The organism is Roseibium sp. (assembly GCF_965216085.1).
Lineage (GTDB): Bacteria > Pseudomonadota > Alphaproteobacteria > Rhizobiales > Stappiaceae > Roseibium.
In genome coordinates this window covers 3543305-3567589 of the sequence record NZ_OZ244138.1, presented here as the reverse complement: position 1 = coordinate 3567589, position 24285 = coordinate 3543305, and the positions used below count along the sequence as shown (strand labels likewise).

Sequence of the window (24285 nt, the reverse complement as noted above, 5' to 3'; positions counted from 1 at the left end):
ATTCGTAGGGCAGGGGCGCTATATGTAAGATCTATATCTCTAGTATGCCTGCCGTCCAATCACTGCCATGATTTCGACCGTAGTTCCGCTGACTCGGAAGTATATGCAGTGGGCACCGAAAACACAGCGCCGGTAACCGGAGCGAATGTCGTCAACTGTCGCGTAAAGGAATGGGTTCAGGCAAATCTGTCTGAGCTGATCAGAAAGAGCGTTATAATAAAGATCTGCACGGTCTTCTCCCCACGTAACAAATCCATATTCATAAATGGACGCAAGATCTTGTGCGGCTGAGTGACTGATCTTGAGACTATATGTTGCCTGCATTTTTGAGCCGTGCTTTGGCTCTTGCTCGAATCTGCTCCGGTGTCTGGTTGGTGAAACCGCTTTGCTCAGCTGAAATCAGCCAGTTCCGGATATCTTCAGCTTCACGCGCCCGGCGGATGAGATCGTTGACAACTTCACTCTTGCTCGTAAATTCTTCACTTTCGACCTGGGTCTTCAGCCATTCGTCATTTGGCCCGGTCAGCGAAATGCTTTGTCGCGGCATGCATGGCTCTCCAATTCGGATAATTCAACATGGTGCGATATTACACCTAATGTACACCGGCGGGCAAATTCGGCGATTTTTCGCGCCCGTATTCCCAGGGCTTAGGTCGAAGAACTACCCATGCATCTTCGCGCCTTTGGAGATTTTGTCGGCGATCTTTTTATCTGTGTGAAAGGCAAGGCCGACGACCTTGGCGTCATCGGGAGAATGTTGGGCAAAGACGTCCCGGTTGGCGCTGTCATGGCCGGTTAAAAACATTTCTTCGATATAGAGACTGGACGGTACGTTGCGGTCCAACGTGCGGTGATGGATTTTTCTCATCGTATCCGCATTGGCGGTTAGAACGATGATGGGTTGCACGCTCATCGGATTGTAGACATTGCCGGCGGCGTCTTGATAGGTTTCGCCGATCAGCTCCGGTTTGCTTGCTGTGACGCCGGTGGATAGAAACGCCGTCACATTCAGCTTTTGCCAGGCGGCAAGGTCTTCGCGAACGACAACGACGAATTTGGTATCAAACATGAATGGAAACTCCACACGGGGATTTCAGAAGCAGGATCTGACGGGGAGTCTAGAAAATGAACTCGGTCAGGATCTTGTACGTTTGTGCAAGATCGACCGCGATGAGATCCGGACAGCCCAGCCAGAGGCCGGGATCGAACGGATCGAAGCCAAGTTTCACGGCAACGGGTTTTCCTTTCACCGCCATGACACTTATGCGATCGGATTAACCGTCAACGGTATTCAGCGATTTAAATACCGGGGTGAAGAACGGGCCTCTGAACCCGGGCAAGTCATCGTCATTCACCCAGATGAACTGCATGATGGCGGTGCCGGGACGGACACCGGCCTCAGATACAGGATGCTCTATATTCCACCGGAACACATTACAGAGGCACTTGGTGGATCGGCCCTTCCACATGTTCCAACACCCGTGCTCTCTGACCCCGCCTTTCAGCGCAGCTTGATCGAAGCTCTGGACGACATCGATCAAGAAATGGGCGATCTCAAAGTGAGCAGCGTGTTATCCGATCTGTCCGCCTGCCTGAAACGCTTTTCGGACGACAAGAGCGACTCCAAACGCACGCTTGACTGGCCAGGTTTGAAAAAATGCGCGGAGTTCTTGAAGGAAAATGCGACTGATCCAGTCGTTTCCGGGGATTTGGAGGAAATCGCGAACCTGGACCGTTTTGCGCTTGCCCGCCAGTTCCGAAAGGCCTTTGGAACAAGCCCGCACCGATATCTGGTGATGCGGCGCCTGGAGCAGGTGAAACAGGAGCTCGCCAGCGGAGAAAGCCTCGCGAGTGCTGCTGTCACGACCGGCTTTGCCGATCAAAGCCACATGAGCCGGCATTTCAAACGCGCTTACGGAATGTCGCCCGGCAAATGGCGGCACCTGAATGCCGCCAGTCAGACTTAAAGCGTTTTCGGCCCAAACTTGTTCGAGCGTGGGAAACCGGTCGGCGGCAGGCGCCCGGCTTGGCCGCGATCTCCGCGCCATTCGGCTAGGTCTTCCAGCGAACGGGTGAAGCTGCGTCCAGAGCTGTCGGTCCATGTCAGGCCGGTCTCTCCAGCAAAGACCCGGATGTCGGACACATTGCCATCGCGGTAACGCTGCAGACGCACGCCCCGGCCACGGGACATCTGCGCAATCTGGGCCAGCGGGAACACAAGAAGTTTCCGGTTCTCGCCAATGATCGCAACATGATCGCCGCTTGCGTCAACGCACAATGCCGCTTCGGTTGGCGCCGTCATGTTCAGAACCTGTTTGCCCTTTCGCGTGTTGGCGATGACGTCGTTTTCGCTGACGACAAAACCACGCGCTTCGTTGGTGCTTAAGAGCAGGTTCCGGCCCGGCTTGTGCACAAAGGCACTGACGACATCTTGGGCCTCGTCCATTTCCACCATGAGACGGATCGGTTCACCGTGCCCGCGCCCGCCCGGCAGGCGGTCGGCGCCAAGCGTGAAGAACTTGCCGCCGGTGGAAAACACCAGGATCTTGTCCGTGGTTTCTGCATGGAAGGACAGTTTCAGCTTGTCGCCCTGTTTGAACGACAGGCTTGAAAGATCGGCCTGATGGCCTTTGAGCGCCCGGATCCAGCCCTTCTCCGAGATGATGACCGTGATCGGCTCTTTTTCAATCATCGCCTGCTGGATGTCGACCAGATCAGCTTCTGGCGCTTCGGCTTTATCGGTGCGGCGTTTGCCAATGTCCGTTTCCGGGCCGTAGACCTTGGCGACTTCGCCGATTTCCTTGGAGATCTTGGTCCATTGGCGGGCGTCAGAAGCGAGCAGTTTGGTGAGACCGTCTTTTTCTTCCGAAAGCTTGTCGTGCTCTTTGCGGATTTCCAGCTCTTCCAGCTTGCGCAAGGAGCGCAGACGCATGTTCAAGATCGCTTCCGCCTGAACATCCGTCAGCTCGAAGGTGCGGATCAGTTCCGCCTTGGCATCATCTTCTTCGCGGATGATGCGGATGACTTCATCCAGGTTCAGATAGGCGATCAGATAGCCTTCCAGAACCTCCAGGCGATGGTTGATCTGGCCGAGCCGGTGTTCAGAGCGGCGGACCAGCACCACCTTGCGGTGATCGAGCCATTCGCGCAGGACCTGCTTCAGACCCATGACCATCGGCACCTTGCCCATGGAAAGAACGTTCATGTTCAGCGAGAAGCGGTTTTCCAAATCCGTCAGCTTGAACAGGGATTCCATCAACAGGTTGGCATCGACGTTCTTGGAACGCGGCACCAGAACGATGCGCAGGTCTTCAGCAGACTCATCGCGCACGTCATCCAGCAAGGGTAGTTTGCGCGCTGTCAGAAGCTCAGCGATTTTTTCGATCAAGCGCGATTTTTGCACCTGATAGGGGATCTCAGTGACGACAATCGCCCATTGACCACGGCTGAGTTCTTCCACTTCCCAGCGGGCACGGACACGGAAACTGCCGCGCCCCGTCGCATAGGCCTCGCGGATGGAGCCCTGATCGGACACCAGAAGGCCGCCGGTCGGGAAATCCGGCCCCTTGATATGCTCCAGAAGCTCATCAACTTCGGCATTCGGGTTCTTGATCAAGTGCTGGCAAGCGTTGCACAGCTCAAAAGCGTTGTGGGGCGGAATGGAGGTCGCCATGCCCACAGCAATGCCGGACGAGCCGTTGCCGAGAAGGTTCGGAAATCCACCCGGCAGAACGATCGGCTCACGATCCTCGCCGTCATAAGTCTCGCGCCAGTCGACCGCGTTTTCGTCCAAACCATCCAGCAGACGCTTGGCCGTGTCGGTCATCCGGGCTTCGGTGTACCGCATCGCGGCTGCGTTATCGCCGTCGATGTTGCCGAAGTTGCCCTGGCCGTCGATCAACGGGTAGCGCTGTGCAAAATCCTGCGCCAAGCGGACAAGCGCGTCATAGACCGCCTGGTCGCCATGCGGGTGATATTTACCGATCACATCACCGACCACACGGGCACATTTCTTGAAACCCTGGCCCGGGTCCAGTTTGAGCAGGCGCATGGCATAGAGGAGGCGCCGGTGCACCGGTTTCAAGCCATCGCGCACATCCGGCAGGGCCCGGTGCATGATGGTCGACAGCGCATAGGCGAGATAACGCTCTTCCAGCGCATCCTTCAGATTGATGCCTTCAGTGCCGCTCGGCGGTGGTGTGACTTCTTTTCCCATACTTGCTTGCTACCGGGTTCGGCGAATGAGTTCAATCAACCGCCACGCTTATCCGCGCAAAAACGGCAGATTTTCAACGGATTTCCGCTGTTCCTGTGGGCAATTTCACTCAAAAATTGACGGTTGAACCCTCATTGATAGTTGCAATTGGTGAAAAGTGAGCACCGTTCGTCTTGATGTAGGTTTGTTAAATGTGTGCAGTCCAATCGGAATGGTCATCCGTGTTGCGCATGCCCGCATTGGTAATATTCGTTAATAAGAATATGGTTGTAATAAATGAATTACTTGTAAGCAGTTATTTTTGGCAAAAGTAGACCTGTGATGGCGTGGAATCGGTTCATAAATTGGTTGTCTGACGAAGGGGAAGAGCTTCAGGTCATCAGAAGCCATAGACTGTTCATTCAAAGGCAAGGAAAGTTACTACACGCCATTTGTTTGGTGTTTGGGTGGGCACTTTCCATAGGCCATTGGGATGTTGCGCCAATTTGGGCTGTCGTTGTTTATCCGGGGCTTGTGACAACGTTCTCTGCCATTCGGCTTTATTCATTGTGGAAGGGCCAAAACAAATCGCTGGAAAATGGTGATCTTCGCCGTTGGCGTCGAGACGATGGCATTGGAGTAGCTGTTACGACGCTTATGTTCGCAGGATGGGGGCTGATACTATTTCCGTACGGCGGTCCATATCTTCAGCTACAAGCCGCATTTACCGTGGTGATCGTCAACGTAATAAGTATTTGCAGCCTTAGCCACTATAGGTCTTATGCATTTCTGTGCGCGGTGCTCGGCAGTGGCCTGTATATCATTTATTTTCCGGCGGTTGGTGGGCCAGAGTTTGTCCCGTTTGCTTTCATGGCCATGGTAGGGCCGCTATCAACGTTTTTCCTGATCAGCAGTTATTCCAAAGAGTTTTCGAACCTGCTTCGTGCCCGGGAGAAACTGAAGCGCCAGACCGAGGCGCTTGAGAAAAAACAACAGGAAACCCAGAAAGACAGCGATCGTTACCAGCACATTGCGACCCATGATTTCATGACGGAGCTGCCGAACCGGCGGTACTTTTTTTCAAAGTTGGATGAATTCGGCGAGGTAGCACGGCAGTCAGGTCAATTCTTCAGCATATTGGTCTTCGATCTCGGAGGGTTTAAAGCAATCAATGATGTCGCGGGTGTCGCTGCTGGCGACAAGGTGCTTCTGGAGATCGTTGCGCGCACCACAGAGCATTTTCCCAAAGGCGCTTTTATAGCGCGCATGGCAGGTGATGAATTCGCTGTTATTGCCCCAAGTGATGTTCTGGATGGAGAGCAAACGCGCCAAATACTGAAAACCATTTTCAAAGATCCCTGTTTGGTTGGGGACTACTCCTTGCGTTTGAACTACTCCGCAGGGATGGCATTTCTCGAGAAGGTAGAGGAAAGTGGTCATGAGCTGCTGGAGCGCGCGCTCTATGCGCTGAACACTGTCAAGGAAATGCCAAATATGCATTTAATTGTGTTCGACGATGCGATGCGCGCTGTCATGCAGCAGAAAGTAGAACTTTCTGGTGCCTTGAGATCTGCTGACTTCGATCAGGAGCTGTCCGTCGTCTTCCAGCCGATTGTTGACATCACGACAAACACCATCACGAGTGTGGAGTGCCTGGCCCGATGGGAGAGCCCGGTGGCAGGCAAAGTCTCTCCCGCAGAATTCATCCCGGTCGCAGAGAGTACCGGCCTGATCAACAAGTTGACGTTTGTATTGTTGGAAAAGGCTCTTGATGCGTTCAAGGATTGGCCTGAAAACGTCAAGATGTCCTTCAACCTGTCGGCCACAAACCTGTCGTCCCGTGGCTTTGTCGACGAGCTTTTGAAGAAGATCGACACCGCTCGGTTCGATCCACAGCGTTTGAGTTGCGAGATTACTGAAACGTCCATCATGTGGGACTTCAATGAAGCGTGCCGTGCAATTTCTACATTGAAGAATGCCGGTATTAGTCTTTCGCTGGATGATTTTGGAACAGGGTATTCGAGCTTGTCTCATGTCCACAGTTTGCCACTGGACTGCATCAAGGTTGACCGGAGTTTTGTGAGCGGAATTCATCCAGAAACTGCGGGTTATGGGATTGTCAAATCGTTGCTCGCCCTTTGCCGCGATATGGAAATTTCTTGTGTCGTGGAGGGTGTCGAAACGGAAGAAGAGCTCAACGTGCTCCAGGACATCGGTACCTGTTGTGTTCAGGGCTACCTCTTTTCGAAGCCTCTGCCCGCGGAAGAGTTGACTGTGTTACTTAACAACGGCCTTGGTGGTGAAAAATTACCTAAAGTGGTTGATAAGACGCGGGTTTCCTGAACAATAACAACGATTTGTGCGTCGTTAGTTCAAAAATTCCAGGGAAAGTCTATCCGGTAACGCCTCTCTAGGGCGTTTTGAAGTAACGCGCGCGTGCCGCTATCTGTGACATTGCGCTCACTGAGCTGGCGGTCGAGAAAAAAGCCTGTGAGCTGAAAGCCTTGCGTGATGTCAGTCCAGGTGAGTTCACTGCCCTTTTGACGCTGGCCGGCCAGCAAGAACGCAGGCAGGGGCAACAGTTTGTCGTGGTAAGGCAAGCCTGCATCCCGGCTCACGGCACGGGCAGAGCGCGGCGAGACATAGGCAAGGTCATCTGTCGTTCCGGTTGCGGCACAGGAAGTAAGATCCAGACCCGCACCAAGTTCCTGAAGCAGCTCCAGCTCGAAGCGGATCATGAGGGCAGCCGCCGCATCGGCGGCATCGAGGTGGTCCAGCACGACGTTGAGCGCAGAATAGATCCGCGGGTAGGGATGACGTTCGGGGAGAAGACGGGCGAGGGACGCCAAATGCTGAACGGCGGCAAGACCAATGCTGCTGTGCATCAGGTCAGCCGCACGCGCTCGCACCGGTTCGATCTGGAATTGGCCGAGATGGTCGGCAAGCCGCGCCTTCCAAGTCAGCTGCAACTCATTGCCGGGTTGAAGGGAAGGCCGATGCCGTTTGGAGCGGCCACCGCGCACAAGGCCAAGGTGACGGCCACGCTCTGCGGTCATCACTTCCAAAATAGCATCGTTTTCGCCGTGTTTGCGGGTGGTCAATACCACACCGCGTCCGCTCCATTCCATCCTGAGCCTTGTTCCCCGTAGCGGCTTTAAACGAGTTACTCTAGTATCAGTGCCTGAGAATATCCGAAAACAAGTTTTGCGAACGATGCGATTTATCAAGAAACAGGTTTAAACAACTGAAAAATACTGGTCAGGATAAAGAACATGGAGAGAATATTATTCGACTACCAAGAAAACAAAAAAAATTTTTGCGAGTATAGAAAAGAAGTTGCTCCATTCGAATTTCTGAATCGTGACGAGCCCATCAAGATTTCGGGAATCTCTCAGGACGATATTCAACAAGCTCTCAAGGTTGCTGATGAATACGTGAGCGGTGCCAAGTATTTGGGACGGGGTGGAGCAGCATATGCAATGCTTCGGTCTTTTCGATTCAAGGGCAGTTTTTCCGTGATATCTGGTTTGATTCGGCTGACACCTGCCATGAATGTCAGTGGCAATTTGAGAGGAATGGTCACAAGCGCGAAGGGGCGCGGCGCATTCAATTCCCTGAAGTCCGGGTCTCAATTTCTCGCCAATGCCGCCCTTGCAATATCTTTTGTTCAAGAACTGGCAGCCGAACAACCATATATCGAAAAAGTCATCAGCTCCGATGAAACCGTTGCGGAAAAAGCAAGTAAGTTGTACACGACAACACTGTCGGCAATTACCCGAACAGCGGGAAGTATATTCTTCACTGCAGCCCGCATCCCGCCTTACATCGCGGATGAAGTTTTCGGAGAGGAAAACAGTCTCACCAAACAGCGCCTCCTAAGATGGGAAAACGAATTTCGTCTGGTGACTAGCCCTGAAAATGTCAACGACATGTTTCTGCATTTGAATTCAGAGGTCAGCGCTTATCTCTTAGATGAGTGAGCGATCTGTTTTGGGATAACAAATCTAAGTGCGGATTCGCCTTGAAACTCTACTTCGGAAATTCCAAGCCCATTTCCCGGTAGCGTTCCGGGTCATTGGCCCAATTCTCTCGGACTTTAACGAACAGGAACAAGTGCACGGGGGCTTCGATGATCTCGGAAATCTCGCTGCGCGAGGCTTGAGATATCTGTTTGATCGTCTGGCCTTTCTTGCCAAGCACGATGCTCTTCTGGCTGTCCCGCTCCACATAGATCGTCTGTTCGATCCTGGCCGAGCCGTCTTTCTTGGTTTCCCAGCGTTCGGTTTCGACCGTGGAGATATAGGGAAGTTCCTGGTGCAGGCGCTCGAACAATTTTTCCCGCGTGATTTCAGCGGCCAGAATGCGCAAAGGCAGATCGGACGGCTGGTCTTCCGGATAAAGCCAGGGGCCTTCCGGGATTTTGGTTGAGAAATAGTCCAGGATCGCCTGCGTGCCGTCACCGGTCAGTGCGGAGATCATGAAAGTTTCTTCAAATTCAATATGTTCGTTGGCCGCTTGCGCAATCCTTAAAAGTTTTTCCCGGTTGGCCACATCGGTCTTGTTCAGGATCAGGACTTTTGGTGTCGATTGCCCTTTGAGGCGCTTGAGGATTGATTCCACCTCCTCATCGATGCCTTTGCGGGCGTCGATCAAAAGGGCGATGACATCGGCATCGCGCGCACCGCCCCATGCTGTATCGACCATCGCCCGGTCGAGCCGCCGTTTGGGCTTGAAGATCCCAGGGGTGTCGATGAAGACAATCTGGGCCGTGCCGTTCATGGCCACACCGCGCACGATGGCGCGGGTGGTTTGCACCTTGTGAGTGACAATGGAGACCTTGGTGCCGACCAGCTGGTTGATCAGCGTCGATTTGCCGGCATTGGGCGCACCGATCAACGCGACAAAACCGGCCTTGGTGTCGGACGGCATGGCGCCGAGCGGATCGGGTAGGGGAATGTCAAACCGGCCTTGCGGCGGCACGAACTCGGTGCCGTCCTCGCCATCTGCGTCAAAGTCGTCCGGTTCGTTCGAGGTGTCGTCGCTCAAAGTTTCTTAGTCCTTCCAAACGCCTTCCCGGCGCAACACCGCTTCGGCGGCGTTCTGTTCGGCAATCCGTTTCGATCCGCCTTTGCCTTCACCGTTCTTCAGCCCCTGAACCAGTACCGCGACCGTAAAACTCGGGGCGTGGTCGGGGCCTTCCCGGCGACTGACCTCATAACGCGGCGTCGGCAGGCTCTTCGACTGGGCCCATTCCTGCAGCGTGGTCTTGGCGTCACGCAAGGGGCCGGTCCACGATAACATACGTGGCTCCCAAAGGCGCCGGACGAAGCTGTCTGCAGCGTCAAATCCGCCATCGAGGTAAATCGCGGCGATAAGCGCTTCGCAAATATCAGCCAGGAGGGCGGTCTTTTTACGTCCTCCCGTTTGGGCTTCTGCCTGGCCAATGCGCATGGCGTCGCCGACACCGAGTTCACCGGCGATTTCCGCGCAGGTTTCCCGTTTGACCATGTGATTGAAGCGGCGGGCGAGCTCCCCTTCATCGGCTTTGGGGAAATGGTGATGCAGCATGGAGGCCACCACCAATCCCAAGACACGGTCGCCCAGGAATTCCAGCCGCTGGTAGCTACCGGTCACGGTATCGGCCGGGTCCAGGGCGCTGGCGTGCGTCAACGCAACCCGGAGCAGCTCCAGATCCTTAAAGTCATGTTGCAGCGCTGCCTTCAGCGCCGCGATCGGATTTTGCTTTTTTTCTTTTGTCATCTTTTGAGGCCCGTCTGCATTCAGCGGACGCTGCCTGTCCGAAAGTGTGAGGACTTAAACCTGACTTAGAGCCCGCGGCCGATCCGGCTCCAGCGCACGGTCCAAGGCCACGTCCAGATTTGCCAGGCCGGTGTGCCATCTCCAATGGAGAAGAACAAGACCTCGGCGCGGCCAATGAAATTCTCATACGGGACGTAACCAACGCGGCTCAGTACGCGGCTGTCAATGGAATTGTCCCGGTTGTCGCCCATCATGAAATAATGGCCTTCCGGGACCTTATATTCCCGGGTGTTGTCCAGTTGGCCGCGATTGGTCAGGTCGAGCGTTTCGTAGCTGACCCCATTGGGAAGCGTTTCCCGGTAGCGGGGCACACGGCGGACAGCCCCGGAAGGTGATTGTTCGATATAGTCATCGATCTGTTCGCGCGCGACGGCTTCGCCATTGATATGAACCACGCCGTCGATCATCTGGATGGTGTCGCCCGGCAGGCCAATCACCCGTTTGATGTAGTCGATGGAGGTGTCAGTCGGCAGTTTGAAGACGGCAATATCGCCGCGCTGCGGTTCAGCTTCCCAGATCCGGCCGGAAATCGGAGCCAATCCAAACGGGAAGGAATAACGCGAATAGCCGTAGCTGTATTTCGACACAAACAGATAGTCGCCGATCAGCAGCGTATCCTTCATCGAGCCGGATGGAATGTTGAAGGGTTGGAACAGGAATGTCCGGACCACAAGAGCGATCAGAAGTGCCTGGACAATGACCTTAACTGTCTCGTAAAGGCCACTTTCCTTGTCTTTTCCGTTTTCGGTCACGCTCATGCTGTCCCTAAAAAAAATTGTAGAATCCGCCGGGTCCGGCGGCTGGATACGGGCCACTCTTAGCCTTTCGGGCGGGCAGGTGCAATGCACGCGTTTGTATGTCTTCTTCCGGGTTTGGAAGAACTGTTGATGGCTGTTGCTACCGATTGATCGCTAAGCCGGTATTGCGCAGATGGTCAAAGGCCGGTGAAGCATAACAACTTGCGCTGCTAAGCGGTCAATTGGCGCAGGCCGATAGCAGGAGAACTGGCCAAACAGTCAAAGAACCTTTCCTATCCGGTTCCATTTAACGGTCCAAGGCCAAGTCCAGACCTTCCAGGCCGGTGTGTCTTTATCTATTGAGAAGAATAGGACTTCCGCGCGGCCAATGAAATTTGCCAGAGGAATCACCCCGAAATCTGAAAACACTCTGCTGTCATGAGAAACGTCTCGGTTGTCACCCATCATGAAATAGTGTCCATCTGGAACAACATGTTTGCGTGTGTTGTCCAGCTGGCCGACAGGTGTCATGTCGAGGGTGTCGTAGCTGACCCCATTGGGCAGCGTTTCACGGTAGCGTGGTACATGCCTGACGTTTCCAAATGGACCTTGGTCTATGAAGTCGGTGATGCGTTCGCGTTCCACCGCTTCCCCGTTAATGTGAAGAATGCCGTCAACCATTTGAATCGTATCGCCGGGCAATCCGATGACACGTTTGATGTAGTCTGTGGACGCATCAGTGGACCGTTTGAAAACTGTAACGTCGCCACGTTCCGGCTTTGAGCCCCATATCCGTCCGGAAAACGGTGCTAGCCGAAGGGGAATGAGTAACGTGAATATCCATAGCTGTATTTGGAAACAAACAGATAATCGCCAACCAGCAACGTATTCTTCATTGATCCTGATGGAATCACAAACGGCTGGAACAGGAATGTGCGAATCGCCAAGGCAATGAGCAGAGCCTGAAGGATTATCTTCGCCGTCTCTGAAAAATTGCTCGTCTTGCTACTGTCAGACCCTGATAAGTTCATGTTGGTCCTAACGAAATTGGTGCTTACAATTCTATTGTGACCCCAATTTTTGCCTGAGACTTGCTAAAGAAAAACAAGGCTGGTGTTAGAGAGACACTGAAGAATTCGGCTCTGGCCAGTCCTTTGGCCAAGCTGAGATGACGACGAAAGCTTGCGCCAGCGGGAAGTCATCGGTGATTGTCAGATCGATTGTTGCGCGGAAACCATCGGGCACCATGGCGTTCAAACGCTCCGCTGCACCGCCTGTAAGGTTCATCGTTGGTTTGCCGGAGGGTAGGTTTACAACGCCCATTTCCCGCCAGGCCACACCCATACGGATGCCGCTGCCAAGCGCTTTTGAACAAGCTTCTTTGGCCGCAAAACGCTTGGCATAAGAGGCCGCCCGCTGTGCGCGCTTATCTGATTTCGCCCGTTCAACCTCGGTGTAAACCCGGTTTGTGAAGCGTTCACCGAAACGCTCAAGGGTTTTTTCGATCCGGCGGATGTCGATTAGGTCGCTGCCGATGCCCAAAATCATGTTCGGTTCGTCCAATCCTACGGTTTCGGACCATTTATGTAGGGGGGAAAGTGGTTAGTTGCCAGTTTCGTCGTCATAGGCACGGCCAGGCGCTGGAAACAACCGTTTGCCATTTGTCTCAATCGTGGTGCGGCGGCGGCGTTGATACACCTCGACGCTTTTATAGACGATGAAATAGGAGACGGTCGCGACAGTTAATCCTAAGGGCACTGCGCCAATGAACATTGGTTTGACCATCGGCAGCAGCGAATCGAGAGATTTTTCAAACAGGCTGCTTTGGAATTGGGCGTGAACGGCATGCGGGTCAGTGTCCGGTGCCTGGCCATAGAGCACCCATTGGCCGATCTTGTATGTAAACGCCCAGATAAACGGAAAGGTCAGTGGATTGCCGATGGAGGTTCCAAGGGCTGACGCAATCAGATTGCCGCGCAGGATCCAGGCAAGCGCAAAAGCAGTCAGAAAGTGAAAGCCAATCAGAGGCGTAAAGGAGGCGAAGGCACCTGCGGCAAAACCGATGGCAATGGCATGCGGCGTGGCCGTCAATCGCAGAACACGCTTGCCGAAATAGCGGGTCGAACGCGCCCAGCTGTGGCGCGGCCAAACGGCAACACGCAAGCGCTCGATCTGTGTCGGTCTATTTCTGCGGCGGAACAGCATCAGTCGGCTGTCTCTCTCCCAAATCTGAAGGACCGGATCAAGCCAGTCCTCGGCTTCCCGGTTTGACAGCTGGAATAGCCGCAAGTTCGGGTGGCAATTTGTCCGGTTCATAGGCCGGTACTTTGTAATCGGCTAAAGCTATTACTGGAACACCAGCATCAGCTTCCCCGCCGGACCGGTCGATCAAGCAGGCGACTGCCAAGACTTCAGCACCAAGTGCTTTCAGAGAAGTTACCGTTTCGCGGCAGGAAAGACCTGTTGTGACGATATCCTCAACGATGATGACACGGGCGCCTTCCGGCATCTCGAAGCGGCGCAACCGGAACTCACCATCTTCGCGCTCAACCCACATAGCGGGAATGCCTAGGTGGCGTGCCGTCTCATATCCGGGAATGAGACCTCCCAGGGCCGGAGAGACAACATAGTCGATGTCGCCAAGACCGGATGCCTTGACTTTATCTGCAAGGGCCTTGCAGAGCATCTCGGTTTTGTCCGGATACATGAACACGCGCGCCTTTTGCAGAAAGATCGGGCTGCGCAGACCTGAGGTCAAAATAAAATGGCCTTCCAGCATAGCGCCCGCCTCGCGGAAGACTGACAAAACCTCGTCACGTGTCATAAAATTTAGTCCTTTTGACTTTTAGGGTCCGGTTAGCCGTTAACGCGGCTTACACTGGAAACATTTGGTTTTGAGCGCAGCTGGTTGATGATGCGGTTCAAGTGTTTAAGGTCCCAGACTTCCAAATCAATAATCATTTGGTGGAAGTCCGGCGCCCGCTGTGCCATTTTGACATTGTCAATATTGCCGCTGTTCTCACCGATTATTTGTGCGATCGTGGCAAGAGATCCGGGTTCGTTGGCCGCCGAAATCTCCAGGCGCGCCGGGAAACGCTCAGGATTGTTGACATCGATATCCCACCGCACGTCGACCCAGCGCTCGGTCTCGTCGTCGAATTCCTTCAAGGCCGGCGATTGTATCGGGTAAATTGTCACCCCGCCGGACGGGTTCAAGATGCCCACAATCCGGTCTCCTGGAACGGCTCCGCCATTAGGCGCAAAGCTCACGGGAATGTCACCGGAGAGGCCGCGGATCGGCAACGCGCTGCCGTCCGTCCAGGCTTCCCCATCTTCCTCAGAACCATCTGCAAGACCAGTTGGAGGAATGCGAAACTTCAAACCGTGCCCTTGTTTGAGGTCGAACCAGCCTTCGCCGGAAGGCGGGCCCAAAATCGCAACCCGTTCATCCTGATAATCCGGGTGAGCGGATTTCAAAATGGTTTGTGCGCTCAAATCACCGCGGCCGACCGCCGCTAAAAGATCGGCGACACTATTTTGATGGTGTTCCCCGAGAACGGCTTCCAGAAGGTCTTCCGAATAGGCTTTGTCTGCCCGCGCAAAAGCGCGCTTCAGAATATGTTCGCCGAGGGCCCCATATTGTTTGCGGACAGATTCGCGGGTCGCCCGGCGTATGGCGGCGCGCGCCTTACCCGTGACCGCAATGGCTTCCCATGCCGGTGGCGGTGTTTGGGCCTGCGAGCGGATCACATCCACTTCATCGCCGTTATGCAGTTCCGTGACCAGCGGCATGATCTTGCCGTTGACCTTACAGCCGACGCAGGTGTTGCCGATATCAGTGTGAACTGCATAGGCGAAATCGATTGGGGTCGCGCCGCGTGGCAGCGCAATCAAACGGCCTTTCGGTGTGAAACAGAACACCTGATCGTGGAAAAGTTCCAGCTTGGTGTTTTCCAGGAATTCTTCCGGCGTATCGCCTTGGGCCAAAAGCTCTGTTGTACGCCGTAGCCACTCAAAAGCCCGGCAATCTTCTGTATGATTGGCAATGTTCCGGCCGCCATATTCGCCGTCCTTATAAAGGGCGTGGGCGGCAATGCCATATTCGGCGACACGGTCCATGTTGACAGTGCGGATCTGCAGTTCGACACGCTGGCGGGACGGCCCGACGATCGTTGTGTGCAAAGACCGGTAGTCGTTTTGCTTGGGCGTAGAGATGTAATCTTTGAAGCGTCCCGGCACCGTTGGCCAAGTCGTGTGGATGACACCCAGAACCCGGTAGCAGGCTTCCATGGTGCCGACCGTCACCCGGAAACCATAGATATCGGACAATTGCTCAAAACCGATGGCCTTGCGCTGCATCTTGCGGAAGATGGAATAGGGGCGTTTTTCCCGGCCTTTAACCAGGGCCGCCATGCCGCGCTCTGACAAGCGTTCGGTCAGGGTGGTTTCAATGTCCAGGATGAGATCCCGGTTGCGCTCCCGAAGGTCTGCCAACCGCTCGGTGATGGTCTCGTAAGCTTCCAGATTGAGGGTGTGGAAGGAAATATCTTCCAGTTCCTCACGCAGGTCATGCATGCCCATACGTCCGGCCAGCGGCGCATAGATCTCCATGGTTTCTTCTGCGATCCGGCCGCGTTTGTGCTCCGGCATGTGATGAAGCGTGCGCATGTTGTGCAGGCGGTCGGCCAGTTTCACCAAAAGAACGCGCACATCATCGGCGATGGCGAGCAGCAGCTTGCGGAAATTTTCCGCCTGCTTGGCTTTACGGGAAACCAGATCCAACCGGCTGATCTTGGTGAGCCCATCGACCAGTTTGCCGATTTCTTCGCCAAACAGAGAATCGATCTCGGCGCGGGTCGCGTCTGTGTCCTCAATCGTGTCGTGCAACAGAGCAACCGCAATGGTCGCATCATCCAACCGCAGATCGGTTAAGATCGCAGCCACTTCAAGAGGATGGGAGAAATAGGGGTCGCCAGACGCCCGTGTCTGCGAGCCATGTTTTTGCATGGCATAGACATAGGCCTTGTTGAGCAAGGCTTCATCGGCTTCAGGGTTATAGCGGGTAACCCGCTCAACCAATTCGTATTGACGCATCATGGCCGAGACTGACCCATGCAACCGCCAGGCAATAGGGCGGATCAGAGAAAACTCGACCGGAGCGCCGGGTCAGTCCGGCAACGCTCCGGCCAATGAAACTGCTTAAACGTCGTCAGTCCGCTCCGGCGGAACCAGGCCTTCCAGGCCGCGCAGCAGGTCTTCTTCAGACATGCGGTCAAATTCGACGGCACTGTCGTCCACGGTATTGACCTGAGTGACCTGATGCTGGCCAGGAACCGCGACAACCGGTACGGCTTCTGCTTCCGGTTCATCCACTTCAACAAACTTCTGAAGCGAATGAATCAGGTCTTCTTTCATGTCTTCCGGGCTGACGGTCTGCTCGGCGATTTCACGCAAGGCGACGACAGGGTTTTTATCGTTGTCGCGGTCGATCGTCAGCGGAGATCCGCTGGAAATCATGCGAGCGCGATGCGCAGCAAGCAGCACCAGCTCAAACCGGTTTTCGACCTTGTCGATGCAGTCCTCGACGGTCACGCGCGCCATTTCGACGTCTCCATAGCTGTAGGAACAAGAACTTCAAGCGTATAGTGATCGCCTTACCAAAAAGCAACCCCTTGTGGTTTTTCCGGGGCAGTGCCTAAATATTGGCAAAAATTTTGGTTGTTTTTTCACCATTCTTATTGCATGGCCGTTGCAGCGTATAGATGAGATAGTGTACGCCAGTACTTGGCGCCCTATATCTCATAGAGGTGCGCTGGAAGAACTAATAATAATCTGATCCGTACCAAAGCCCAGAAGGCGCAATGATCAGATAACATATGCGTCCAGTGCGTTTTGATTTCCGTGAGGCTCTTAATGGTGGGAAGTGGGCCTTATTTCAGCGGACCAAAACAAGCGGCGCATACCACTTAGAAGGGTTTCAATAAAAATGTTTGATGCACGAGAAAAGGTTGCCTTGTTCATCGACGGTGCAAATTTGTATTCGACAGCCAAAGCAATCGGCTTTGACATCGACTACAAGCGGCTGTTGAAGGAGTTTCAGGGCCAGGCCTATCTGTTGCGTGCCTACTACTATACGGCTTTGATCGAGGATCAGGAGTATTCCTCCATCCGGCCGTTGATCGATTGGCTCGACTACAATGGCTATAAAGTTATTACCAAGCCTGTGAAAGAGTTTGTCGACAGTGCGGGCCGCCGCAAAGTCAAGGGCAATATGGATATCGAACTGGCTGTCGATGCAATGGAACTGGTCGATACTATCGACCACGTTGTTTTGTTCTCCGGCGATGGCGATTTCCGCTCGCTGGTCGAAGCTCTGCAACGCAAGGGCCGGAAGGTTAGCGTCGTCTCAACGCTGAAAACCCAGCCGCCGATGATCGCAGACGACCTCCGCCGGCAAGCCGATCACTTCATTGATCTTGCAAGCCTTGCCAATAAGATCGGCCGTGATCCGTCCGAGCGTCCGCAACGCCCGGCTGCCCCGGAAATGGACGATGACGACATTGAGGATGACGACTACTAAGAGCGGTTAGATGCCGGTCCAGTCCTATACAAACACGCCCGCCGATCCGCCGCTGGATTGTCGGGCGTGTCCGCGTTTGGTGGAATTCCGCGAAGGCCTCCAAGCTGAGCATCCGGAATGGTTCAACGCCCCGGTTCCATCCTTTACCTCCGCTAAGCCGCGGCTTCTGGTCATTGGCTTGGCGCCGGGAATGCGTGGCGCCAATGCCACCGGACGTCCATTTACGGGCGATTACGCGGGCGATCTTCTTTATCACACCATGCTGGATTTCGGCTTTGCCAAAGGCGAATATCAGGCGCGGCCAGATGACGGGCTGGAGCTGACTGATGCTCTAATCACCAACGCGGTCCGGTGCCTGCCGCCGCAAAACAAACCGACCGGGGCGGAAATCAAAACGTGCCGTCCGTATCTTCTGTCGACCATGGCGGCCAACCCCTCGATCCGGGCCGTTCTGGCACTGGGGCGGATTGCGCACGAGACCTTTTTAACGGCTTTGGATTTGAAGCGGGCGCAGTTTCCGTTTTCCCACAATGGCCGCCACGAATTGCCTGGAACGAATCTGGTGCTGCACGACAGCTATCATTGCTCCAGATACAACACCAACACCGGCCGGTTGACGGAAGAGATGTTCCGATCCGTGTTTACGTCGATCCGCAAGGATATCCCGTAAACGCCCTGATTTACTCAGTCGGTTTCTGTCGTGGATGGCGCATTTGAAAGTGCCCAGCCGTTGGGGCCAAGATGTTCCTGCGGCCGGAACCGGGCTTTATAAGCCATCTTGGCAGAGCCCTCGACCCAATAGCCGAGATAGATATATGGCAGGTTCAGTTGCCGGGCACGCTCGATATGGTCCAAGATCATATACGTGCCGAGCGCTGTTTCGGTGAAATCCGGATCGTAAAACGAATAGACCATCGATAGCCCGTCGCTCAGTTGATCGCTGAGTGCGACGCCAAGAAGTGGGCCTTCTCCGGCACCAGTTAAGAAGGTGTCCGGACCGCGTTTGCGGTATTCGATCACCATCGTTTCCACATGGGTGTCCTCGACCATCATTGCATAATCGAGAATGCTCATGTCGGTCATGCCGCCGTCTTCGTGACGAGCCTGAAGGTAATCGCGGAAGAGGTCGTATTGTTCGGCAGAGGGGCTGGCCGGCAAGCGGGCGCCAATAACATTTGTGCCGGATTTCCAGACGCGCTTGAACGACTTCGTCCACTTGAAGTCATCGACCCGCACCCGCACAGAAATGCAGGCCTGGCAGTTCTCGCAGGCCGGGCGATAGGCAATGTTCTGACTGCGCCGGAATCCGCCTTGTGTCAGGACCTCATTGAGAGCTGGAGCACCATGACCAACAAGGTGCGTGAAGACCTTCCGTTCCTGACAGCCTTCCAAATAGGGGCAGGGCGCCGGTGCTGTCAGATAGAATTGCGGATGGTCTGTAGGGTGGCGTGTCACCTTTGTTTCCTGTGGCCCGAACCTTGTCTCACAGCCCATAATACCATGGGGCGATTAAAGAGAAGGTCAACCATAAAACAAGCGCCAACGGGACACCAGCCCGCAGAAAGTCAGCAAAACGGTAATGTCCTGGACCCATCACAATCAGGTTGGTTTGGTAGCCAACCGGGGTCGCAAAGGATGTATTTGCCGCGATGATCAAGCAGACGACAAAGGCTTCCGGCCTTTGGCCGATCTGTTCTGCAAGGTTGATCGCAATCGGTGTGAACAAAACAGCGGCAGCGTTGTTGGACAAAAAATTGGTCAGAACCATCACAATGAAGAACAGGGCTGAAAGAACCACCGCTGGAGGGCTGCCCTCCAAAAGACTGGCCAGCGTGGTGGCGATGGCGGAGGCACCGCCGGTGGCTTCCAGCGCGACCGCACCGGCAAGCGAGGCGCCGACCAGCATGAAGATCCGGCTGTCGATGGCACGCATGGCTTGACGGATATTGAGGCAGCCAGAGGCGATCATCGCAAAGGTGCCGCCGACGGCGGCCGAAACAATCGGCACCATGCCGGAGGCTGCGAGCGCAACAACAACGCCGAAAATCGCCAATGCGCGGGGGGCATAACGGCGGCGGGGCACTTCCGCCGTCGACCAGTCGAGCAGCAAAACATCACGGTTGCCGCGCAGGCGCGCGATTTCGTCCTCAGATGCGGCAACCAGAAGTACATCGCCCGCTTCCAGGCGAATGTCGTTCATGGCCATGCGCGGCATGCGGCTGCGCCGCTGAATGCCCATCACCAGGCAGCCGGTATCTGTGTAAAATCCGGACTGAGGCAGGGTCCGGCCCATGAGGCGGGAGGCTGGGGCAACGACCACTTCTGCCAAGCTGACGGAACCGGCCTGTGTCGCAGGAACATCACGGGCGGGCGTGTTGCCGTCAGCGGTTTCCGTTTCCATGAGCGGTTGCCGGCTGGCCAGCGCATTCGCAAGTGCGTTTCGAGTGGCCGCCACGATAACCGTGTCACCCGGCCCAAGGATAACATTTTCAAAAGGGGGCAGCAGCGGTTGCTGGCCACGCTGAACCAGCCGTACCGTCATATCCTTGAGTTTCGGGAACATGCCCGAAACAGCTTCCATGCCGACCAAAGGATGGCCATAGGTGATTTCGATCTGCGCGATAAACTGTTTGCCCGAGGTCGCCTGAAACTCTTCGGCCATGGTTTGTCGCGCGCGCATCAGATGCGGCATGACGAAAAGCACATAAAGGGCGCCCGCACCTGCCACCATTAAACCAATAGGTGTAAAGCTGAAGAAGGTCAGTTTCAGATCCGAGACCTGTGCCGCGTAATTGGCAACCAGAAGGTTGGTGGACGATCCGATCAAGGTGGTCATGCCGCCGAGAATGGCAATGAACGACAGGGGCATTAGAACCTGCGACGATGACTGGCCGGCGGACGCTGCGACTGCAGTCAGGATCGGCAGGAACATCACCACCACAGGCGTATTGTTCAAAAACGCGCTTAGGACGGCAACAACCAGAAGAATCGGAATGACCGCCCATTGGGACTTGCCGCGGGTCCATTTGACGATGGCCTTGGCCGGGCCTTCCAACGCGTCGGTTTGAAACAGTCCTTGTCCAATGATCAGCAAGCAGATGACCGTGATCAGCGCCGGATTGGCAAAGCCGGTCAGGAAATCAGACGTTGTCACTATAGAGCCATCGCTCTGAGTAACCGGGATCACCGTGAACAAGACAATGAAGGCGGAGACGGAGCCGAGGGCAACCGTTTCGATCGGATACCGCTCTAGCGCATAAAGAACGACGGTGGCGGCGATGACCACAAAGGTCAGCACCATCGCAATATCAATAGAGTGCATTCACCCGCCTAGAACCAATCTGCCCAAAACTCTAGGGCAGTTTAGACCAGCCGACTGCGTCTATGGAAGAGCCATCCTTTCCATTTCACATTGATTTTGCCGCTGATTTTTTACGCAATGCGTTGAAAGAAGATCAATTTTTCAGCGTCTGCGGACTTCAGCCACCTGTCGGATGATCGCGGACATAGACCCGATGGTATTCAGAATTGATGACGACTGTTCCAAGGATCAGGTCATGGAGCAGGCGTTTGCGGTCGGAGAATAGCGAGACCAGCAACACGAACGGTGTCAGCAGCGAAATCGAAAACCAGAAAAGCAACAAGTGCACTGCAGCTAAGAGCGGGTAGGGCTTGGAACCGTACCACAGCCGCATCTCCAATCCCATGGCGCGCATGCCGATCGTCGCAGCAGCTGGGCCGCCAAGGGTGAACGCCGCATAAAGCAGGGCAACTCCGGCGGGCAGAATGGCGTAGAGGATAAAACCAAGACCAAGCGTGAAAATACCGAGGATAAAGACGAGCACCGCCGCCCCCATGGTCAGAAGTGCTATCACGAACGCATCAATGAAAAACGCAAAGATCCGCCGGCTGCGCACGCCTTCAAACAGCTCCGGCTGCAAGAGCGGGTCAAACGCATCCTGCCTGGAAGAATAACTTGATGCTGTGTCAGCAGACATTACGGCTCTCCAAATCGTGATGAGTTTGATATGGGGTGGAGACGGCAGAAACGCAAATGTTTGTCTTTGACATCTAAACAGTCAACTTATTGCTTTGATGCCACTAAGGGAATGGCAAGGCCTCTGCCACATTCACCTTCGTCATTACCCGGCTTGACCGGGTAATCCATGCCGTGACCGTGCCGCAAACAAGGCCGTGCTGTTTGGAAACGGAACGGAATGGATCCTCGGATCAAGCCCGAGGATGACCGCGTGAGGGGAGGGGCTTTGCTGTAATGTTGGACTGCCACCACGGACTTGATTTGGGATCTCAAAAGAGCAAATGCCTGTGTCGGCCCGTATCGGCCCCGGCGCGGAGGCCGGGGCTGCGAACATCATAATTGTTAGTCCTTTCCAGTCAGCATTTTCGCAACAGTTGGCGCAAAATAGGTCAGAATGCCGTCGGCCCCGGCGCGTTTGAACGCCAGAAGGCTTTCCAGCATGGTGCGGTCTTCGTCCAGCCAGCCGTTGGCGCTGGCCGCCTTGATCATCGCGAATTCGCCGGACACTTGATAGGCGTAAGTTGGCACGTGGAATTCGTCTTTCAGACGCCGGACGATGTCGAGATACGGCATGCCGGGTTTCACCATGATCATGTCCGCGCCTTCGGTAATGTCCAGCTCGGCTTCCCGCAGCGCTTCGTCCGTGTTGGCTGGATCCATCTGATAGGTGCGCTTGTCGCCTTTCAAGGTGCCTGAAGACCCAACAGCATCGCGGAACGGGCCATAGAAGGCAGAGGCGTATTTGGCCGAATAGGCCATGATCTGCGTGCCGCGGAAATCCTGTGAATCCAGCGCCTGACGAATGGCGCCGATCCGGCCGTCCATCATGTCTGACGGGGCAATCACATCAGTCCCGGCTTCGGCCTGGTTGAGCGCCTGGCGGCATAGCTGGTCGACCGTCTCATCGTTCAAGATACTCTCACCTTCCATCAAGCCGTCATGGCCGTGGCTGGTGTAGGGATCGAGCGCGACATCGGTCATCAGGCCGAGGTTGAGCCCTTCTTTCTTGATTGCCCGGCAAGCCTGACAAGTCAGGTTCTCCGGGTTCAGCGCTTCCGACCCGCTGTCATCGCGGAGATCCGGATCGGTGTACGGGAAAATGGCAATCGCCGGGATGCCGAGTTCGGCCGCCAAATTGGCGTCGCGCACCGCTTCATCAACAGACAGACGTTCCACGCCCGGCATAGAGGGCACCGCCTGGCGGACATTTTCGCCGTCAACCACAAAAATCGGCCAGATCAGATCATCGACCGTCAGGGTGTTTTCCCGGATCAGGCGCCGGGACCAATCGGTCTGCCGGTTGCGGCGCATACGGGTGCCGGCAAGCAGCGTATCCATGTGATCGGACGTGATGGTCGGAAGGGAGCGGTGGGACGGCATGAAACGGGCCTGTTTGAATGTGAGAAACATCAGATTGAATGTCCGCCGGACATGCGTGCCACATTATCACGCAGATTTCTGACGTCCAACATTCTGTAAAATAACTGAAAATAAAAAAGAAAAATAGATTGTTTGACGTTTGCGTCAAATATGTTTTTATGCGCGCCACAGATCAAATGTTAGCGGCGCGGCCAGAATCGGCCCCGCAAGTTCCTGGGAGGACATCGTGGACTTTCAATTGAACGAAGACCGGCGCGCAATCCGCGACATGGCAGCAAGCTTTGCGCGGGACGAACTGGCGCCGCATGCTGCGCAATGGGATGAAGACAGTTATTTCCCGATTCCGGTCATGCGCAAGGCTGCTGAACTCGGGCTGGCCGGGATTTATGTGCGGGATGATGTCGGTGGGTCTGCCCTGACCCGTCTGGACGCAGCGCTCATTTTTGAAGAGCTGTCCAAGGGCTGCACGGCAACAGCCGCTTACCTGTCGATCCACAATATGGTGTCCTGGATCATCGACACCTACGGCAATGAAGAGCTGCGCCAGAAGTTTCTGCCGAAACTCTGCACCATGGAGCTGCTCACCAGTTACTGTCTGACCGAACCGGGGTCCGGCTCGGATGCGGCGGCTCTGCGCACGACAGCGAAAGACGACGGCGATCATTACATCCTGAACGGCTCCAAAGCGTTCATTTCGGGCGGCGGCGTTAGCGATCTCTATGCGGTCATGGTCCGTACTGGTGACGAGGGACCGGGCGGCATCTCTTGCCTGTTGGTCGAGAAAGGAACTCCAGGACTGAGTTTCGGCGCCAATGAAGTGAAGCTCGGCTGGAAAAGCCAACCGACGGCACAGGTGAACTTCCAGGATTGCCGGGTGCCAAAGTCGAACCTCATCGGCGTCGAAGGCCAGGGCTTCAAGATTGCTATGGCAGCGCTTGACGGCGGCCGTCTCAACATTGGTGCTTGTTCCATTGGTCCGGCACAGGAATGCCTGGATCAGGCGATCGCTTATATGCGCGAGCGCAAGCAGTTCGGCAAACCGCTGACCGCGTTCCAGGCCCTACAGTTCCGCCTGGCAGACATGGCGACCGAATTGGAAGCGGCCCGTCTACTGCTTTACAAAGCTGCGACCGAAGTCGATGCCAAAACCCCGGAAGCGCCGAAATTCGCCGCCATGGCCAAGCGCCTTGCCACTGATACTGGTTTCAAAGTGGTCAATGACGCGCTTCAGCTTCACGGCGGTTATGGCTATTTGCGGGACTATCCGATCGAGCGCTTCTTGCGCGATGTTCGGGTGCACCAGATCCTGGAAGGCACCAACGAGGTCATGCGCCTGATCATCTCGCGGCATCTTTTAAAAGACTGACCACAAGCGTGCTGAAACAATCAGCGCTGCCCTCTTTTGTGTAAAGAAAGGGGGACGGTGAGCGGATGTTCGTAAAAGAAAAACGCTCTCACCTGAAAAACACTGCCCTTCTCCTCCAGGGGGAAGGGCTGTAGGAACCGCACAATACATATAACTCGACATGTTACC

At 55.0% G+C, this 24285-nt stretch carries 23 protein-coding genes and 1 pseudogene; 6 read left to right on the top strand and 18 right to left on the bottom strand.

Annotated features, from left to right (window positions below; all coding sequences use genetic code 11):
- Positions 1 to 39: 39 nt before the first annotated feature.
- From ACOOFE_RS16755 to ACOOFE_RS16745, 3 genes are all read right to left on the bottom strand, one after another.
- Complete coding sequence (locus ACOOFE_RS16755) at positions 40 to 324, bottom strand: type II toxin-antitoxin system RelE/ParE family toxin (protein WP_420411100.1); 285 nt, start codon at positions 322 to 324, stop codon at positions 40 to 42.
- The gene (locus ACOOFE_RS16750; protein WP_420411099.1) at positions 308 to 547 is read right to left on the bottom strand and encodes a ribbon-helix-helix domain-containing protein; all 240 of its coding nucleotides are present in this window, start codon (positions 545 to 547) and stop codon (positions 308 to 310) included. The genes ACOOFE_RS16755 and ACOOFE_RS16750 overlap by 17 nt, the downstream gene beginning before the upstream one ends.
- 114 nt (positions 548 to 661) lie before the next feature.
- The gene (locus ACOOFE_RS16745; protein ID WP_420411098.1) at positions 662 to 1069 is read right to left on the bottom strand and encodes a DUF2000 family protein; all 408 of its coding nucleotides are present in this window, start codon (positions 1067 to 1069) and stop codon (positions 662 to 664) included.
- Here ACOOFE_RS16745 and ACOOFE_RS16740 point away from each other — a divergent pair.
- Positions 1068 to 1967, top strand: a complete 900-nt coding sequence (locus ACOOFE_RS16740) for an AraC family transcriptional regulator (protein WP_420411097.1) — start codon at positions 1068 to 1070, stop codon at positions 1965 to 1967. The genes ACOOFE_RS16745 and ACOOFE_RS16740 overlap by 2 nt on opposite strands.
- On the opposite strand, the gene parC is transcribed toward ACOOFE_RS16740, so the two are convergent.
- Positions 1964 to 4216 (bottom strand): DNA topoisomerase IV subunit A, encoded by a 2253-nt coding sequence (gene parC, locus ACOOFE_RS16735; protein ID WP_420411096.1) that lies wholly within the window; start codon positions 4214 to 4216, stop codon positions 1964 to 1966. The genes ACOOFE_RS16740 and parC overlap by 4 nt on opposite strands.
- Before the next feature lie 321 nt (positions 4217 to 4537).
- On the opposite strand from parC, the gene ACOOFE_RS16730 reads away from it, so the two are divergent.
- On the top strand, positions 4538 to 6538 hold the full coding sequence (locus tag ACOOFE_RS16730; protein WP_420411095.1) for a putative bifunctional diguanylate cyclase/phosphodiesterase: 2001 nt from the start codon (positions 4538 to 4540) through the stop codon (positions 6536 to 6538).
- 29 nt (positions 6539 to 6567) lie between these two features.
- On the opposite strand, the gene recO is transcribed toward ACOOFE_RS16730, so the two are convergent.
- Positions 6568 to 7323, bottom strand: coding sequence for a DNA repair protein RecO (gene recO, locus ACOOFE_RS16725; protein ID WP_420411094.1), 756 nt, complete (start codon positions 7321 to 7323; stop codon positions 6568 to 6570).
- A gap of 144 nt (positions 7324 to 7467) precedes the next feature.
- Between recO and ACOOFE_RS16720 the strand changes: the two genes are divergently transcribed.
- Positions 7468 to 8175 (top strand): hypothetical protein, encoded by a 708-nt coding sequence (locus ACOOFE_RS16720; protein ID WP_420411093.1) that lies wholly within the window; start codon positions 7468 to 7470, stop codon positions 8173 to 8175.
- Positions 8176 to 8224: 49 nt separating this feature from the next.
- Here ACOOFE_RS16720 and era read toward each other — a convergent pair whose 3' ends face one another.
- The 9 genes and pseudogenes from era to rpoZ all read right to left on the bottom strand — a co-directional run bounded on the left by era (position 8225) and on the right by rpoZ (position 16353).
- The gene (gene era, locus ACOOFE_RS16715; RefSeq protein ID WP_420415600.1) at positions 8225 to 9124 is read right to left on the bottom strand and encodes a GTPase Era; all 900 of its coding nucleotides are present in this window, start codon (positions 9122 to 9124) and stop codon (positions 8225 to 8227) included.
- 123 nt (positions 9125 to 9247) lie between these two features.
- On the bottom strand, positions 9248 to 9955 hold the full coding sequence (rnc, locus tag ACOOFE_RS16710; RefSeq protein ID WP_420411092.1) for a ribonuclease III: 708 nt from the start codon (positions 9953 to 9955) through the stop codon (positions 9248 to 9250).
- Positions 9956 to 10020: 65 nt separating this feature from the next.
- Positions 10021 to 10773, bottom strand: coding sequence for a signal peptidase I (gene lepB, locus ACOOFE_RS16705; RefSeq protein ID WP_420411091.1), 753 nt, complete (start codon positions 10771 to 10773; stop codon positions 10021 to 10023).
- Between the two features lie 258 nt (positions 10774 to 11031).
- Positions 11032 to 11783: pseudogene (gene lepB, locus ACOOFE_RS16700) on the bottom strand (signal peptidase I).
- Positions 11784 to 11868: 85 nt separating this feature from the next.
- Positions 11869 to 12300 (bottom strand): holo-ACP synthase, encoded by a 432-nt coding sequence (gene acpS, locus ACOOFE_RS16695; RefSeq protein ID WP_141187343.1) that lies wholly within the window; start codon positions 12298 to 12300, stop codon positions 11869 to 11871.
- A gap of 54 nt (positions 12301 to 12354) precedes the next feature.
- The gene (locus ACOOFE_RS16690) at positions 12355 to 12957 is read right to left on the bottom strand and encodes a DUF2062 domain-containing protein (protein WP_141187342.1); all 603 of its coding nucleotides are present in this window, start codon (positions 12955 to 12957) and stop codon (positions 12355 to 12357) included.
- 37 nt (positions 12958 to 12994) lie between these two features.
- Entirely contained in the window at positions 12995 to 13576 is a 582-nt protein-coding gene (gene pyrE, locus ACOOFE_RS16685; RefSeq protein ID WP_420411090.1) for an orotate phosphoribosyltransferase, read from the bottom strand.
- 32 nt (positions 13577 to 13608) lie between these two features.
- Positions 13609 to 15849, bottom strand: coding sequence for a RelA/SpoT family protein (locus ACOOFE_RS16680; RefSeq protein WP_420411089.1), 2241 nt, complete (start codon positions 15847 to 15849; stop codon positions 13609 to 13611).
- A 102-nt stretch (positions 15850 to 15951) separates the two neighbouring features.
- The gene (gene rpoZ, locus ACOOFE_RS16675; protein ID WP_141187339.1) at positions 15952 to 16353 is read right to left on the bottom strand and encodes a DNA-directed RNA polymerase subunit omega; all 402 of its coding nucleotides are present in this window, start codon (positions 16351 to 16353) and stop codon (positions 15952 to 15954) included.
- A gap of 385 nt (positions 16354 to 16738) precedes the next feature.
- On the opposite strand from rpoZ, the gene ACOOFE_RS16670 reads away from it, so the two are divergent.
- Both ACOOFE_RS16670 and ACOOFE_RS16665 read left to right on the top strand, forming a co-directional pair.
- Positions 16739 to 17332, top strand: coding sequence for an NYN domain-containing protein (locus tag ACOOFE_RS16670; RefSeq protein ID WP_420411088.1), 594 nt, complete (start codon positions 16739 to 16741; stop codon positions 17330 to 17332).
- Positions 17333 to 17342: 10 nt separating this feature from the next.
- Positions 17343 to 18002, top strand: a complete 660-nt coding sequence (locus ACOOFE_RS16665; RefSeq protein ID WP_420411087.1) for a uracil-DNA glycosylase — start codon at positions 17343 to 17345, stop codon at positions 18000 to 18002.
- A gap of 14 nt (positions 18003 to 18016) precedes the next feature.
- Here the strand turns inward: ACOOFE_RS16665 and ACOOFE_RS16660 are convergent, their stop codons facing one another.
- From ACOOFE_RS16660 to hemB, 4 genes are all read right to left on the bottom strand, one after another.
- The gene (locus tag ACOOFE_RS16660) at positions 18017 to 18787 is read right to left on the bottom strand and encodes an arginyltransferase (RefSeq protein ID WP_420411086.1); all 771 of its coding nucleotides are present in this window, start codon (positions 18785 to 18787) and stop codon (positions 18017 to 18019) included.
- Positions 18788 to 18815: 28 nt separating this feature from the next.
- A complete protein-coding gene (locus tag ACOOFE_RS16655; protein ID WP_420411085.1) occupies positions 18816 to 20654 on the bottom strand; it encodes an SLC13 family permease in 1839 nt (612 codons plus the stop codon).
- A 157-nt stretch (positions 20655 to 20811) separates the two neighbouring features.
- A complete protein-coding gene (locus ACOOFE_RS16650) occupies positions 20812 to 21330 on the bottom strand; it encodes an RDD family protein (RefSeq protein ID WP_420411084.1) in 519 nt (172 codons plus the stop codon).
- Between the two features lie 383 nt (positions 21331 to 21713).
- A complete protein-coding gene (hemB, locus tag ACOOFE_RS16645) occupies positions 21714 to 22709 on the bottom strand; it encodes a porphobilinogen synthase (protein WP_420415599.1) in 996 nt (331 codons plus the stop codon).
- A gap of 268 nt (positions 22710 to 22977) precedes the next feature.
- Between hemB and ACOOFE_RS16640 the strand changes: the two genes are divergently transcribed.
- Positions 22978 to 24117 (top strand): isobutyryl-CoA dehydrogenase, encoded by a 1140-nt coding sequence (locus tag ACOOFE_RS16640; protein ID WP_420411083.1) that lies wholly within the window; start codon positions 22978 to 22980, stop codon positions 24115 to 24117.
- Positions 24118 to 24285: the final 168 nt, after the last annotated feature.

Bases quoted from the DNA above. Each gene is read 5' to 3' on its own strand.
- acpS (WP_141187343.1), bottom strand. From the start codon at position 12,300: ATGATTTTGGGCATCGGCAGCGACCTAATCGACATCCGCCGGATCGAA.
- ACOOFE_RS16755 (WP_420411100.1), bottom strand. From the start codon at position 324: ATGCAGGCAACATATAGTCTCAAGATCAGTCACTCAGCCGCACAAGAT.
- ACOOFE_RS16655 (WP_420411085.1), bottom strand. From the start codon at position 20,654: ATGCACTCTATTGATATTGCGATGGTGCTGACCTTTGTGGTCATCGCC.
- ACOOFE_RS16720 (WP_420411093.1), top strand. From the start codon at position 7,468: ATGGAGAGAATATTATTCGACTACCAAGAAAACAAAAAAAATTTTTGC.
- lepB (WP_420411091.1), bottom strand. From the start codon at position 10,773: ATGAGCGTGACCGAAAACGGAAAAGACAAGGAAAGTGGCCTTTACGAG.
- ACOOFE_RS16650 (WP_420411084.1), bottom strand. From the start codon at position 21,330: ATGTCTGCTGACACAGCATCAAGTTATTCTTCCAGGCAGGATGCGTTT.
- rnc (WP_420411092.1), bottom strand. From the start codon at position 9,955: ATGACAAAAGAAAAAAAGCAAAATCCGATCGCGGCGCTGAAGGCAGCG.
- ACOOFE_RS16670 (WP_420411088.1), top strand. From the start codon at position 16,739: ATGTTTGATGCACGAGAAAAGGTTGCCTTGTTCATCGACGGTGCAAAT.
- rpoZ (WP_141187339.1), bottom strand. From the start codon at position 16,353: ATGGCGCGCGTGACCGTCGAGGACTGCATCGACAAGGTCGAAAACCGG.
- ACOOFE_RS16690 (WP_141187342.1), bottom strand. From the start codon at position 12,957: ATGCTGTTCCGCCGCAGAAATAGACCGACACAGATCGAGCGCTTGCGT.
- ACOOFE_RS16665 (WP_420411087.1), top strand. From the start codon at position 17,343: ATGCCGGTCCAGTCCTATACAAACACGCCCGCCGATCCGCCGCTGGAT.
- ACOOFE_RS16730 (WP_420411095.1), top strand. From the start codon at position 4,538: ATGGCGTGGAATCGGTTCATAAATTGGTTGTCTGACGAAGGGGAAGAG.
- pyrE (WP_420411090.1), bottom strand. From the start codon at position 13,576: ATGACACGTGACGAGGTTTTGTCAGTCTTCCGCGAGGCGGGCGCTATG.
- hemB (WP_420415599.1), bottom strand. From the start codon at position 22,709: ATGGATACGCTGCTTGCCGGCACCCGTATGCGCCGCAACCGGCAGACC.
- ACOOFE_RS16750 (WP_420411099.1), bottom strand. From the start codon at position 547: ATGCCGCGACAAAGCATTTCGCTGACCGGGCCAAATGACGAATGGCTG.
- recO (WP_420411094.1), bottom strand. From the start codon at position 7,323: ATGGAATGGAGCGGACGCGGTGTGGTATTGACCACCCGCAAACACGGC.
- era (WP_420415600.1), bottom strand. From the start codon at position 9,124: ATGCCGTCCGACACCAAGGCCGGTTTTGTCGCGTTGATCGGTGCGCCC.
- ACOOFE_RS16745 (WP_420411098.1), bottom strand. From the start codon at position 1,069: ATGTTTGATACCAAATTCGTCGTTGTCGTTCGCGAAGACCTTGCCGCC.
- parC (WP_420411096.1), bottom strand. From the start codon at position 4,216: ATGGGAAAAGAAGTCACACCACCGCCGAGCGGCACTGAAGGCATCAAT.
- ACOOFE_RS16680 (WP_420411089.1), bottom strand. From the start codon at position 15,849: ATGATGCGTCAATACGAATTGGTTGAGCGGGTTACCCGCTATAACCCT.
- ACOOFE_RS16740 (WP_420411097.1), top strand. From the start codon at position 1,068: ATGAATGGAAACTCCACACGGGGATTTCAGAAGCAGGATCTGACGGGG.